Annotated in this window: 13 protein-coding genes; 12 read left to right on the top strand and 1 reads right to left on the bottom strand. The window is 38.0% G+C overall.

Going from position 1 to position 13,507, the window contains the following annotated elements; all coding sequences use genetic code 11:
- The first annotated feature begins 4 nt into the window (after window positions 1–4).
- The 6 genes from ACSVDH_RS14280 to ACSVDH_RS14255 all read left to right on the top strand — a co-directional run bounded on the left by ACSVDH_RS14280 (window position 5) and on the right by ACSVDH_RS14255 (window position 5,525).
- A complete protein-coding gene (locus ACSVDH_RS14280; RefSeq protein ID WP_439252036.1) occupies window positions 5–658 on the top strand; it encodes a class II aldolase/adducin family protein in 654 nt (217 codons plus the stop codon).
- Window positions 655–1,962 (top strand): four-carbon acid sugar kinase family protein, encoded by a 1,308-nt coding sequence (locus ACSVDH_RS14275; RefSeq protein WP_439252038.1) that lies wholly within the window; start codon window positions 655–657, stop codon window positions 1,960–1,962. The genes ACSVDH_RS14280 and ACSVDH_RS14275 overlap by 4 nt, the downstream gene beginning before the upstream one ends.
- Window positions 1,959–2,738: a DeoR/GlpR family DNA-binding transcription regulator gene (locus ACSVDH_RS14270; protein ID WP_439252039.1), complete on the top strand. Its 780-nt coding sequence runs from the start codon at window positions 1,959–1,961 to the stop codon at window positions 2,736–2,738. Before ACSVDH_RS14275 ends, ACSVDH_RS14270 begins: the two co-directional genes overlap by 4 nt.
- An 11-nt stretch (window positions 2,739–2,749) precedes the next feature.
- Entirely contained in the window at window positions 2,750–3,409 is a 660-nt protein-coding gene (locus ACSVDH_RS14265; RefSeq protein WP_439252040.1) for a D-sedoheptulose-7-phosphate isomerase, read from the top strand.
- Window positions 3,381–4,355 carry an ROK family protein gene (locus ACSVDH_RS14260; RefSeq protein WP_439252158.1) on the top strand — a complete coding sequence of 325 codons (975 nt, stop codon included), beginning with the start codon at window positions 3,381–3,383 and terminating at the stop codon, window positions 4,353–4,355. Before ACSVDH_RS14265 ends, ACSVDH_RS14260 begins: the two co-directional genes overlap by 29 nt.
- Window positions 4,356–4,505: 150 nt before the next feature.
- The gene (locus ACSVDH_RS14255) at window positions 4,506–5,525 is read left to right on the top strand and encodes a Gfo/Idh/MocA family protein (RefSeq protein WP_439252042.1); all 1,020 of its coding nucleotides are present in this window, start codon (window positions 4,506–4,508) and stop codon (window positions 5,523–5,525) included.
- Window positions 5,526–5,803: 278 nt separating this feature from the next.
- Here ACSVDH_RS14255 and purF read toward each other — a convergent pair whose 3' ends face one another.
- Window positions 5,804–7,183 (bottom strand): amidophosphoribosyltransferase, encoded by a 1,380-nt coding sequence (gene purF / locus ACSVDH_RS14250; RefSeq protein WP_439252043.1) that lies wholly within the window; start codon window positions 7,181–7,183, stop codon window positions 5,804–5,806.
- 166 nt (window positions 7,184–7,349) lie between these two features.
- Here purF and ACSVDH_RS14245 point away from each other — a divergent pair, with 166 nt between their 5' ends.
- The 6 genes from ACSVDH_RS14245 (at window position 7,350) to ACSVDH_RS14220 (ending at window position 13,389) form a co-directional block, all read left to right on the top strand.
- Window positions 7,350–8,351 carry a DUF3231 family protein gene (locus tag ACSVDH_RS14245; RefSeq protein ID WP_439252045.1) on the top strand — a complete coding sequence of 334 codons (1,002 nt, stop codon included), beginning with the start codon at window positions 7,350–7,352 and terminating at the stop codon, window positions 8,349–8,351.
- Between the two features lie 171 nt (window positions 8,352–8,522).
- On the top strand, window positions 8,523–9,035 hold the full coding sequence (locus ACSVDH_RS14240; protein ID WP_439252046.1) for a DinB family protein: 513 nt from the start codon (window positions 8,523–8,525) through the stop codon (window positions 9,033–9,035).
- A gap of 164 nt (window positions 9,036–9,199) precedes the next feature.
- A complete protein-coding gene (locus tag ACSVDH_RS14235; protein ID WP_439252048.1) occupies window positions 9,200–10,309 on the top strand; it encodes a GerAB/ArcD/ProY family transporter in 1,110 nt (369 codons plus the stop codon).
- A gap of 214 nt (window positions 10,310–10,523) precedes the next feature.
- Complete coding sequence (locus tag ACSVDH_RS14230) at window positions 10,524–12,263, top strand: ABC transporter ATP-binding protein (RefSeq protein WP_439252049.1); 1,740 nt, start codon at window positions 10,524–10,526, stop codon at window positions 12,261–12,263.
- A 154-nt stretch (window positions 12,264–12,417) separates the two neighbouring features.
- On the top strand, window positions 12,418–12,915 hold the full coding sequence (locus ACSVDH_RS14225) for an ATP-binding protein (RefSeq protein WP_439252050.1): 498 nt from the start codon (window positions 12,418–12,420) through the stop codon (window positions 12,913–12,915).
- 78 nt (window positions 12,916–12,993) lie between these two features.
- A complete protein-coding gene (locus ACSVDH_RS14220) occupies window positions 12,994–13,389 on the top strand; it encodes a GNAT family N-acetyltransferase (RefSeq protein ID WP_439252051.1) in 396 nt (131 codons plus the stop codon).
- The last annotated feature ends 118 nt before the right edge of the window (window positions 13,390–13,507 follow it).

Raw genomic sequence — 13,507 nt, 5'->3', positions numbered from 1 at the left:
TCTTTTGATTCCACTTGTTCAAGAATTAAAACAATTAGGACGTTATATGATCAATAAACAGCTTGCATGGGGGAATGCCGGCAATATCAGTGCACGACACGGAGAAGAAAGCTGCTTTATTACCGCTAGCGGTACATATCTTGGAGAATTAGCAGATAATGATCTCATTGAGTGCCAATTTAATGCCTGCCTCTCCAATTATAAGAGAAAGCCATCTAAGGAAATGCCGATGCATCGTGCTGTTTATCAAGAAAGACCTGAAATCCAAGCTGTTCTCCATGCTTCACCATTTTATAGCACGATGGCGGCTTGCACCGGGATCGAACTGCCATCAAATCTCTTTGTTGAATCCATGTATTATCTCGAACGAGTTGAACGAATTCCCTATTATCACCCTGGTTCTAACGATCTCGGAAAAGCCGTCAGAAAGAAAGCGACTAAAGCTAACATCCTCTTGCTGGAAAATCATGGTGTACTCGTATATGATACGAGCATCAAAGAAGCACGAATGGCGCTTGAAACGTTGGAAATGGTGTCCCGAATGATAATCACCGCAAAGGCGTGTGGGACAGAATTCAAACCTTTATCTTTTGACACAGCAGAGGATTTTCTTCACTACTCTGGCTATAAACCTAAAAGGAAGTGGCAAATGCAATGATCGGTGTTGTAGCAGATGATATAACAGGTGCAAATGATATAGGAATTATGTTTGCAAAATCAAATTATACCGTTGACGTCTATTCGTCCATCCAGTCCGAAGACAAACAACTAAACGGCACAGATGTCCTTATACTTGATACAAATTCCAGATTTGATGAGGCAAAAACCGCCTATCAGAAGGTTTTTCAAGCAACGAAGGAATTACACAAACGAGGAGTCACACAGTTTTTCAATAAAACCTGCTCTGTGTTTAGGGGGAATATCGGGGCTGAATTTGATGCTATGCTCGATGCACTTGATGAAGATTTTGCGATTGTTGTGCTTGGATTCCCTAAGAACGGGAGAAAAACCATACAGGGCATCCATTATGTACACGGTCAGCCTTTAGAAGATTCAGAGTTCCGCCATGATCCTGTTCACCCTATGACATGCTCTATCTTAGTCGATATACTAAAATCACAGACTAATAGAAAAGTAACAAACATAAAAGAAGGAATTATTAAACAAGGTTCAGAAATACTTAGAGAAACCATTTATGCTCTAAAAAAAGACTATCAATATGTCATTATGGATGTGACAGACCAAGCGGATTTGCAAACAATCGCAAATACCGTATATGACTTCAAGATATTAGCTGGCAGCTCAGCATTAGCGGAGGAACTTCCAGCTGTAATTGGAAAAAAGCCCGAACAAACGCTTCCAAAAAACGTCCCTGAATACCATCAAGGAAAAGGAATATTTTGTGCTGCAGGAAGCTTGATGCCGCAAACATTTGAACAAATCGAGTATATGAGGGCACGCGGTGCAAGCGTTTTTGAGCTAGACAGCCTTTGCTTACTAGATAAGGAACGATTCACAAGCAGCAAAACACAGCTATTAAATGTGATGGTAACCGAGATCAATCAAGGGAAAAATGTCATACTTCATTCAACAAATGATCCTTTAAAAGTGAAAGAAACAAAGCAAAAAGCCTTCCAGCAAGGAATAAGTAATCGAGAAATCTCACAGTTGGTATCAAGCACCCTTGCAGAAATGACAAAAGCTGTTCTTCAACAAACAGGGCAAAAACGATTTGTTATTGCTGGCGGTGATACATCAGCAGCAGTCTGTCACAGACTAAATATAAGCGGGATGAGAGTGTGGAAAGAAATACAGCCTGGTTTGCCATCATGCATATCTTTAAAAAATGATCCTATGTTATTTGTCTTAAAATCTGGAAGCTTTGGACATCGAGACTTTATTAAACAAGCGTTTCTTCACTTAAAAGAGCAATTACTAGAGCCAGGAGGAGTCGTCAGATGATTGTGGCGGAACGACGTAAGATGATTAGAGAGAAATTAATCAAAAACAAAAGTGTCAAAGTTTCAGAACTCGTAGAATTGCTGCATGTTTCTGAGGAAACGATTCGACGAGATTTAGCACAGCTGGAAAAAGAGGGAATTGCTGAAAAAAATTATGGCGGGGCAATCTTAATCGAAGAGCCGCTAAGCCAATCAATTATTCTTCCGGTAGACGAACGTACGCAACAATTCTCCAAGGAAAAAGAAGCAATTGGAAAAGCGGCTGCCCAATTAGTAAAAGAGGGACAAATTATTATATTGGATGCAGGCTCTACTACTTGGTATGTGGCAAAAAACTTGCCGGAAAGCGGGGATCTGACCGTTATCACAAATGCCATGAATGTAGCGGAAGAATGCAGCAAAGATGATTCAGCTTCTATTTATTTATTAGGGGGAAAATTAAGGAAAAACTCGATGAGCCTTGTCGGACCGCAAGCTGAAATTGAATTGCAAAATTATAATGCCGATTATGTGTTTCTAGGAACATCTGGAATTTCATTAAGACAAGGCTTTACAAGCTCAGACTTATATGAAGCAAATATGAAAAAAGCAATGGTTCGCGCAGGACAAAAAATCGTTGTTGTTGCAGACCATAGCAAACTCCAAAAAGCCGGTCTGACCACATTTTGTCAATTTGAAGAAACAAATATCTTCATTACGAGCGAACTGGCTGATAAAGAAATGATTAAGGAATTTAAGAATCGGGGCATAGAGGTCATTATTGCTCCTGTAGAATAGGCGGTGAAAAGATGAATCAGGAAATGACTCGATTAGTAAAAAAATATCCCGAGCTAACCGCCTGTATGGCTGATATTGAAGAAGCTTTTCTTATTCTGAAAAATTGTTATAACAAAGGCGGAAAGCTTTTGCTCTGCGGGAATGGCGGGAGCGCTTCTGATTGTGAGCATATTGTTGGAGAATTAATGAAAGGGTTCCTTTTAAAAAGACCTGTTGACCAAAATTTACAAAAAAGACTTTTAGAGGTTGCTCCGGCTGATGCAGAAAACTTGATCAACCATCTGCAGGGAGCCCTTCCAGCTATATCATTGAGTAATCATTCGGCACTTATGACAGCCTTTGCAAATGATGTTGACCCATCTCTAGTTTTCGCACAGCAGGTTGTGGGCTATGGGATAAACGGGGATGTGTTATTAGGCATCAGTACTTCAGGCAATTCAAAAAATGTGCTTCAAGCCTTAAAAGTAGCAAAAGCAAAGAGTATGTTCACAATTGGTTTAACCGGGAGAAACGGCGGGGAAATGAACGAAATTTGCGATGTGACGATAAATGTTCCATGGGATGATACACCTTCGATTCAGGAAAGACATCTGCCCATTTATCACTCATTATGTATCATGCTGGAGGAGGAGTTTTTTGGGAATGCAAAGAAATCTATTAGCAGGACTTGATATTGGCGGGACAAAATGTGCTGTAACAATTGGCAGCGTAATTGATTCTCGGATTGAGATTCTTGAAAAGAAACAATTCCCAACACCGCCATCACCTGAACAAGCAATAAAACAACTGGAAGATATGTTAGATCATATCCTCCAAGCCTTGAATTTAAGCTCGATTAATGCCATTGGGATCAGCTGTGGAGGCCCTCTTGATAGTAAAAGAGGTTTGATCCTTTCACCCCCTAATCTTCCTAATTGGGATAAGGTAGATGTCATAACCCCTTTTCATGAAAAATACGGTGTTCCCGTAGGATTGCAGAATGATGCAAATGCTTGTGCTTTAGCAGAGTGGAAATGGGGAGCAGGTCAAGGTGCATCAAATATGATTTTTTTAACCTTTGGCACAGGGATGGGAGCAGGGCTTATTTTAAATGGGAATTTATATACTGGAACAAATGATATGGCAGGAGAAGTCGGTCATATCCGACTTGCAGAAGAGGGTCCGCTCGGGTATGGAAAATTCGGTTCCTTTGAGGGCTTTTGCAGCGGCGGGGGAATTGCCAATTTAGCAAAAAAGATGACCGAAGCTGCTATTCATAAAGGAAAGACACCATCATTCTGCCCTTCATTGGAGGATAAAGAAAAAATAACAGCAAAAAGCGTTGGAATAGCTGCACAGAACGGCGATCCGCTTGCAATAGAAGTTTATCATGAAGTAGGCCGCAAATTAGGCAGGGGATTAGCCATCTTAGTCGATCTCCTTAATCCGGAAAGAATTATTATCGGCAGTATTTATGGACGTCAACAGGACATATTAGAGCTAATTGTCAAAGAAGAACTCCAAAAAGAATCCTTAAGTATATCACATTCCGTTTGCAAGGTTATGCCTTCAGGTTTAGGAGAACATGTTGGAGATTTTGCCAGTTTGTCAGTTGCTTTACATACGATTGAGAAATAAAAAAAGGGTCAAGTTTTTATTTAGGTTTCACACCTATCTATGACGTGAGGGGAGTAAATAACAAATCGCTTCTGTTGTTTATTCCTCTGACATCAATAGATTTCACAACATTTGAAACGATTTCTTTTACTAATTTAAGGAGGTTCTTCCATGTTAAATGTTGCTATGCTAAGCAAATGGCATGTCCATGCTGATGATTATGCACGTCAGGCGTCCGAAAATGAAAACGTATCCATTAAAATTGTCTGGGATGAAAACGGAGAACGGGGGAAAAAATGGGCTGAAAAGCTTGATGTGCCCTTTGAAGCTGATTTACTAAAAGTCTTACAAAACCCTGAGATTGATGCCGTCATTGTTGATACACCAACAAATCTACACAAGGAAGTCATTATTCTTGCAGCAAAACATAAAAAACATATTTTCACCGAAAAAGTGTTAGCATTTACAGTTCAAGATTGTGATGAGATCTTCTCTGCCATTAAGGAAAATAATGTAAAGTTAATGGTGTCATTACCAAGGCTAACAGAAGACTATTACATATTTGCTCAAGAAACCATTGATAAGGGGCTTTTAGGACGTTTAACATCCATCCGGTGCCGTTTAGCACATAATGGCGCAGTTCCTTTCGAAGGAAACCCAACTGGCTGGCTTCCTGGGCATTTCTTCCACAAAGAAGAGTGTGGCGGTGGTTCGTTTATTGACCTCGGCGCCCATCCAATCTACTTAACGAACCGACTTGCTGGTCCTGCAAAAGCTGTAACTGCACGCTTGCAAAACACTTTAGGCTATGAGGTGGATGATAATGCAGTCGCAGTCATTGAATATGAATCAGGAGCACTTGGAACTCTAGAAACCGGATTTTTATCAAACGGAAGTCCATTTCAGCTTGAATTGTATGGAACAGAAGGGACATTATTAATTGAAGACCATTCAGTTCGTGTGAAAAGCAAGCAGTTAGGTGATGGATGGATTATTCCTGAGCAACTGCCTGAATCGCTTCAAAGTCCGATGGTTCAATGGGTAAATAACATCGTAGGGAATATCGAGCCTTCCATTACTGATGAAGATATTCGAAACTTAACTTTAATAAATCAAGCAGCAAGCCTTTCTAATGAGCAGAAAAGACGAGTAGAAGCCACTGAATTAACAAATATAAGGCAACAGGCATAATCAACTAAGAAATATGAAAAGTAGAGAGCGGCTATTTAAATGGCCGCTCTCTACTACAAACGGAAATTGTCAGTTTTTGCGCTTCCCCAGGAAATGAATCATTTTATTTGGACTGTTTAATAAGTGCTTCACGGTCATCTGCTTGTGGCGGTTCCTTAGCCAGCCATGATTGATCAACATTTGTATGACTACTCACAATGTATCCTCTTTTAAAGCTCACCTATCAAAATCTTTTCGTGTTATCATTCTTCATCCAGTCAAGATTATCCATGATAAATTTACTCAAGGTAAAGTTTAGTTGGATAAGCTCCGCTAAAGCATGCTATACAACGGCTGCTTGTTTCAGCCATATCAACTTTTACTGCCTCTAATAGCCCTTCCGTACTTAAAAAAGCCAATGAATCTGCGCCGATCGCTTTTCCCATTGCTTGCTCATGCTCATGCACATTAGCAAATAATTCTTCCTTCGTCGGCATATCAATCCCATAAAAACATGGATTCCGAACCATGGGCGAGCTAATTCTGACATGAACCTCTTTAGCGCCGGCCTGCCGAATTAATTGAACAATTCGCTTGCTTGTTGTTCCTCTTACGATGGAATCATCAACAAGCACTACTTTTTTTCCTTCGAGAATTTCTTGTACCGCACTTAATTTAAGACGAACCGCTAATTCGCGTAATTCTTGAGTTGGTTCAATAAAGGACCTGCCGGCATATGGATTTTTGATTAATCCCATTTCATATGGAATACCTGATTGTTGAGCAAAGCCAATAGCAGCGGGAACGCTTGAGTCAGGAACAGCGACTACCACATCCGCTTCTGTTGGATGTTCTTTTGCCAATATTTGCCCCAGCTCCTTGCGAATCGATAAAACACTTCTCCCTTGGATCACACTGTCAGGACGGGCAAAATAGACGAATTCAAAAGAACAAAGAGAAAGGTTTTCTTTTGCGGCAAATCGTCCTGTCTTCACTCCTTGTTCATCAACAAGAAGCCATTCACCAGGCTCTACGTCGCGCCAAAACTTAGCATCAACAGCCTTCAACGCACATGTCTCTGACGCAGCAACAATAGCATCCCCAATTTTCCCAAGTGAGAGAGGACGCAAACCATTACGATCAAGAGCGATCAGCATTTGTTTTTCTGTCATGATAAGCAGGGCAAAAGACCCGTCAATCTTTTTTAACACATCGGGGGCTGCTTCTCCAAACAATTTTTTCTTAGAGCGGGCGATAAGATGGGCAATAATCTCTGTATCAGTCGTCGTTTGAAAAATGCTCCCTTGCTGTTGTAAAATATTTCGTTCAAATCCTGCATTTACTAAATTTCCGTTATGGGCTACAGCTAAATCACCTTCACTATATTTAAAAACAAGCGGCTGTGCATTTTGCAACAAACTCATTCCTGTAGTTGAATAACGAACATGACCGATTGCCATATTGCCGCTTAAGCCATTTAGAATGTCTCGTGTAAACACCTGAGCTACTAATCCCATTCCATGATGGTGTTTAAATGATTTGCCATCACTTACCACAATTCCCGCACTCTCCTGGCCGCGATGCTGCAGAGCGTGAAGCCCATAATACGTTAAATCAGCGGCTTTAGGATGATTAAAAATCCCAAACACACCGCATTTCTCTGTCATTTCCGATGACATTCCTATCCCTCCGAATCACATCATTTTTCCTATTTTTTACTTAAGAATAAATTCTATCCTCAATTATTTACGAGATATTGGAGATGGACTTGGAGGAAGATATTTTTCAATTTATAAAGTAAAGAAAATTGGAGATATTAAGGAAAAAAGTAGGAGGGTTGATTGTATGCCTTCAAGTCAAGCACCTATCTCATCCTCAGAATTAGCTAATTTGTGGATGACTTATCAAGAAAAAACAATGATTCTTAGGATTTTAGAGCATTTTATTGAACACGCTGGAGTTGAAGAAAAAAAGCTGTTGCAAATGCATTATTCAGGTACACTCGAAAATATAGACAGATTGAAAAGTATTTTTCAGCAGGAAGGTGCAGTTTTACCGATTGGTTTTACAGAAGGCGATATCCATAAAGGGGTTCCAAAACTTTTTGATCATATATTTGATATTGTGTATTTACATATGATGACTAAAGTTGAGATGAGCCTTTTTGCCCTTTATACAGGTATGTCTTATCGAAAAGATATTGAGGATTTTTTTATCCATATGACTGCAGAATCGGAAATAATGAACAGCCAAACAACCCAATTTCTTTTAGAAAAAGGGGTACTAGTAAGACCACCGGTTGTAACTATGCCAAAAGAAGTAACATTTGTAAAAGATAAACATTATTTAGGCGGATTAAATCCATTAGGTGAAACGAGATCCCTTAATACAGTTGAAGTTTCTCTTATCCATCATGCGATTGAGACAAACCTTGTTGGTATGCAATTAATGATTGGATTTGCTCAAGTGGCTTCAAATGAAGAAGTAAAACAATATCTTGTTAAAGGGATGAAATTATCAAAAAAAATTGAGATCGAACTTGGTGAATATTTAAGGCAAAGCTATATTGAACCTCCAGCCAGTCATGCCGGAAAAGCCACAACTTCTAAAGCAGCTCCATTTTCTGATAAAATAATGCTGTACAATACTAGTTTGCTGTCTTCATTTGGGCTCGGAAGCAATGCAATAGGAAGTGCTTTTAGCTTACGTAGCGACTTGCCATTTAAAATGGCTATTTTGGCAAAGAATATATACTCCTTCGCTAGGGAAGGTGCAAAAATCATGTTAGAAAATGGTTGGCTGGAAGAACCTCCACAAATTGAGGACAGGAATCAGCTAACGAAATAAACGAATTAACAGGAGCCTATAGAAAATGGCTCTTTTTTTTTTGCTTCTCACATTAAATATATTACATCTAAAATGTTTTTTACAAAAATCCCCAAAAAAAAAGGGATTTAGCAATCTGTATAGAACCTTAAAAAGGAAAGTTGATCCCTATTGAAGCAAGGAGGATTCCAAATGAAACAGCAAACAATCGAGCTGTATGATTATCATGATTGGGCAAACCAAAAAGTTTTTGAGCACTTGAAGGAACTGCCGAGAAGCATTTACCAGAAGAAGATTCAAAGCGTTTTTTCGTCGATCTCTGAAGTGTTGGTGCATATATATTTAACCGATATAACCTGGTTGGGAGTCATGTCCAACAAAAGTTATCACGAAATAGCAGAAAATAAAAATCAAGTACTCAAGAAAGTTAACGGAAAAAGTTTAGAAGAAATGGAGATCGTGTATGGAGAATTATCCTTAGAAATGAAAGAATTTTTTAAACACTATGACTACGATCAAAGAATATACCCTGAACATCCAACCTATGGCCGACTGGAAACAAATATATTTGAATTAGTCCAGCATGTTGTCAATCACGGAACCTATCATCGAGGGAATATAACAGCAATGCTGCGGCAATTAGGTTTTCAAGGTATTGGCACTGATTATGTTTTTTATTTGTATGTTAAGAAAACTGGCAAGTAGTTCTAAGGACACCCTTTTCCTTCAAGGCAGTTTCAAAAAGTTCAGCTTTTTGAAACTGCCTTTATACATACCCTCCAGCAAATCCTGCTTTTGGATAGGATACCAATCTTTTGTAAATACTATCAACAATTTAATGGAAGCATTTCAATCCTCAAGGTGATAGAATGAAGCAGGAAAAAATTAGTGCACTGCAATTACTATATATAATCGTTGGATTTCAAATTGGCAATACGTTTGTTTTTGGATTAGGCGGTGGAGCCAAACAAGATGCTTGGATCGTTATTCTGGTCGCAATGACTGGTGGTTTTATTTTAATGTTTGTCTATACGAAATTATCGAATTATTATCCAAATGATACGTTAATTGAAATGATCCCTAAAATTATCGGGAAGTTTTTGGCATTCCCGTTTATTTTGATTTATATTGGCTATTTTACCTATTTAGCTGCCCGTGCTTGTCGGGATTTCGCAGAGATCTTAGCTGCATCCATGTTGGTTAAGACTCCAATGGTAATCGTTATAGGAAGTTTTATGATCTTAATCGTGTATTGTTTTCGCGGGGGAGTTGAGTCCTTCGGCAGAATGGGAGAAGCCGTTATACCATTTTATATTATGTCTTTAAGTATCATCTGGGTGCTTTTGTTAACTGTAAGAGAATTCAATATTCAGCAGCTTACCCCAATTCTAGGAAATGGTCCGAAACCGATTATTAAAGAAGTTTTTCCTATGGTATTAACATTCCCATTTGGAGAAGCGATCATCATCACGATGTTTTTCCCTTATTTAAACAAAATGAATAAAAAAAGAATAGCAGGAATGACTGCCATCTTCCTCACCGGTATGATCATGACCGTTAATTTGATTATGGTATTATCTGTATTAGGCCCTGAAATATACAGTAAAGATTTCTTCCCGCTGCTTACTGCAGCTCGAATGGTTTCCATTGCAGATTTCCTGGAACGATTTGATGCCTTGGTTATTTTAACGATGTTAGCCGGCGTGTTTTTTAAAATTGGCGGCTGGACATTCGGTTCAGCAGTTGGAATTGCCCAACTATTTAAATTAAAACAAAATCGCTCTGTATACATTGGAATGGGAATGATCATCACTCCCTTATCCCTTTTAATCGCATCAAACCAAATACGTCATAATGAAATTGGTTTGGATTATTTCACATTATACTTTCATGTCCCGTTACAAATTCTCTTTCCATTATTATTGCTTTGTATTGCATTTTTGCGAAACAAGTTCCAATCTAAAAATAATCCAAAATAGCTATAAGTCACCATTAAAAAATAAAAGGAATTTCAAAAAAAATACGGAATATTATTATTTATCTAGAAAAAAGGAGGCTATTATAATGAAAAACTTTGTGACGAAATTAGAACCAACATATAAGGGTGCAACATTTAGTTAACTGACAAAACGTGTTTGCCCTTATATGTGAGACAGATGCATAATGAAACTCGAACATACAAGGAGCAAATGGATGAATACGAAATTCAAAAAATTTCTTTCTTATTACAAACCGTATTTAAGATTGTTTTCGGCTGTTTTAACCTGTACTTTTATCGTGTCTGCGATTTCGTTAAGCTATCCATTATTGACGCGATATATAACGAAAGATGTGCTTGAAGGAAATATAGCAAACGCACTTACAGAAATTTATTTGATTGGCGCTTTGATGATTTTATTAGTTATGATTCAAAATCTATGTAACTTTTTTTCAGATTATCAAGGACATAAGCTTGGTGCCATGATGGAAAGTGATATGCGTAATGAATTATTTGATCACTTTCAAAAATTATCATTTCGTTTTTATGATAAGCAAAAAACAGGGCAATTAATGTCGAGAATTACAAATGATTTACTTTTGTTATCTGAATTGTATCATCATGGTCCTGAGGATTACCTTAGATATCTTGTAAAGTTTGTAGGTGCCTTTGTGATCTTAATAATGATCAATGTCAAATTAACGTTGGCTGTCTTTATGTTTTTACCGCCTATGGCGTTTTTTGCCTTGTTTTTAAATAAACGAATAAATGCAGCTATTAAAAGAAATAAAGCGAGAATTGCTGATATTAATTCACAGGTGGAGGACAGCCTTTCAGGGATTCGAGTTGTAAAATCATTTGCGAATGAAGAAATCGAAAAGGATAAATTCGCATTTGAAAATAATCGCTTTCTTGAAAGCAGAAAAAGCACCTATCGAAATGAGGCCTATTTATACAATGGAATGGAAACGTTTATCCAGCTCATTACCGTTACCGTTATTGTGTTTGGCGGTGTGAACATTGTAAATGCTTCGTTAGATCTGGCTGATTTAATCACATTTTTATTATATATAGGGCATCTAATAGAGCCTTTACAAAAGTTAACCCATATGACGATGCAGTACCAGGAAGGCATTACCGGCTTTGAACGATTTATGGAAATACTAGAGATTGAACCGGAAATTCAAGACTCAAAAGATGCAATTGAATTAAATGATGTAAATGGAGACATAGAGTTTAAACATGTTAGCTTCAAATATCTTGATACCCATGACTATGTTTTGGAAAATATATCTCTAGACGTTAAAGCAGGGGACTATATTGCATTAGTTGGTCCATCCGGAGCCGGAAAAACAACATTGTGTTCGCTCATCCCCCGCTTTTATGAAGTAAGAGAGGGAGAAATATTATTAGATGGGATCAATATCAAGGATATTAGCCTGAATTCTTTAAGAAGGAACATAGGAGTAGTCCAGCAGGATGTCTATTTATTTGCCGGAACCGTCCTGGATAATATCCGCTATGGAAAACCAAATGCAACGAAGGAGGAAATTATTGAAGCAGCAAAAAAGGCCAATGCCCACGAATTTATAATGGGATTACCCCATGGGTATGAAACTGATATCGGTCAACGAGGAGTGACCTTATCCGGCGGCCAAAAACAACGATTGAGCATTGCACGCGTCTTTTTAAAAAACCCGCCTGTTCTTATTTTTGATGAAGCAACAAGCGCTTTGGATAATAAGAGTGAACGAGTCGTACAGGAGGCATTAGAAGAACTAGCAAAAAATCGAACTACATTTGTTATTGCTCACCGACTATCAACCATTAGAAATGCCAAAAGGGTTGTTGTTCTAACAGATCAAGGAATTGATGAAGAAGGAACACATGAAGAATTATTGGCATATGAAGGGACCTATGCCCATTTATATCAAATGCAATTTAAGATAAGTTGAATGATGATTGGGATTGCTGCGGCAATCCTTTTCTTTTATAAGAAAAGGAAAATTCTTTCAGAGATTACAGGACAATATCCATGGTAACAAAAGGAATAAGATATAAAGACATAGCATGAAAAAGATGATTCTACTATCTTATGGAGTGATCATTATGGATAAAAAATTACCACTATTTATTGTTACTGGAGCAAGCGGTACTGGGAAAAGCACAGTCGTACCCTATATTCGTGAGTTATTAGCGGATTTAGATGTGTTTGATATTGATGTAATACAACATGATGTCGAAGACTGGCAAAAGCTTAAAAATATCTGGGTAAAGGTTGCAAGTCACATCGCTAAAAGTCAACGAATGACAGTATTATGCGGAACCATGCTGCCTTGGGAGGTAGAAAAATGCGATGATTTTCAAGAATTTAGTAAGGTTTATTATGTAAACCTTCATTGTGATGATCAGACCCGTGAAAAACGTTTGCGTGACAGAGGCTGGTCAACGGAACTTATACAGGAGCACAAAGACTTTGCAAAATGGCTAATCGAAAATGCAGATGAGGCTTTTGACCCCATAATGCCGACAATCGAAACAACATATACTCCTATAAATGAAGTTGCTCTTAAAATAAAAGAATGGGTTACAAAATATGCTGAATAAATGATTTTCCTCCGAATGTATAATCCAAGCTCTAAAATATTTGCAGTTTCATAAATTTTGATTTTGGGAGAGAGAAGAGTGAAGTATTTGATAAAAATAAATCCTTTCATTGCTAATCATGAAGTCCCAGATTTAAGGGAAGTGATTGGCTGGGAAAGACGTGATGAAGACTATCCTATATTATTTAAACACTGCAATTTCTGGGCAGGAGTACGAAATGAAGAAGAAAGACTGATTGGATTTGGATATATTTCAGGGATGGGCTTACAGCATGGCTATATGGAGGACATTCTCGTACATCCTGATTATCAAAAGCAAGGAATTGGTGTTGAGTTAGTAAAACAGCTATTGAACGAAGCTGAACGATTTGGAATAGAAATTGTTACCTTGACTTTTAACTCGAAACACTTAAAATTTTACGAATCATGCGGCTTCACTGCTTGTCATGGCGGAGTGTGGAGGAAACATAATTAACATGTCCTGTTAAAAAAATTCCAAAAAAGATTGACAATAATTAACATCCATCATATGATAAAAATGACAGTGATCACTGTCATAAAGCAAGCCCCCTATTAGTAGGGTTATTCTGCTA

The organism is Metabacillus sp. Hm71, assembly GCF_051842955.2.
In the GTDB taxonomy this organism is placed as follows: Bacteria; Bacillota; Bacilli; order Bacillales; family Bacillaceae; genus Metabacillus.
The sequence above is the reverse complement of the archived record's forward strand: the minus strand, read 5'-3'. Positions and strand labels throughout refer to the sequence as shown.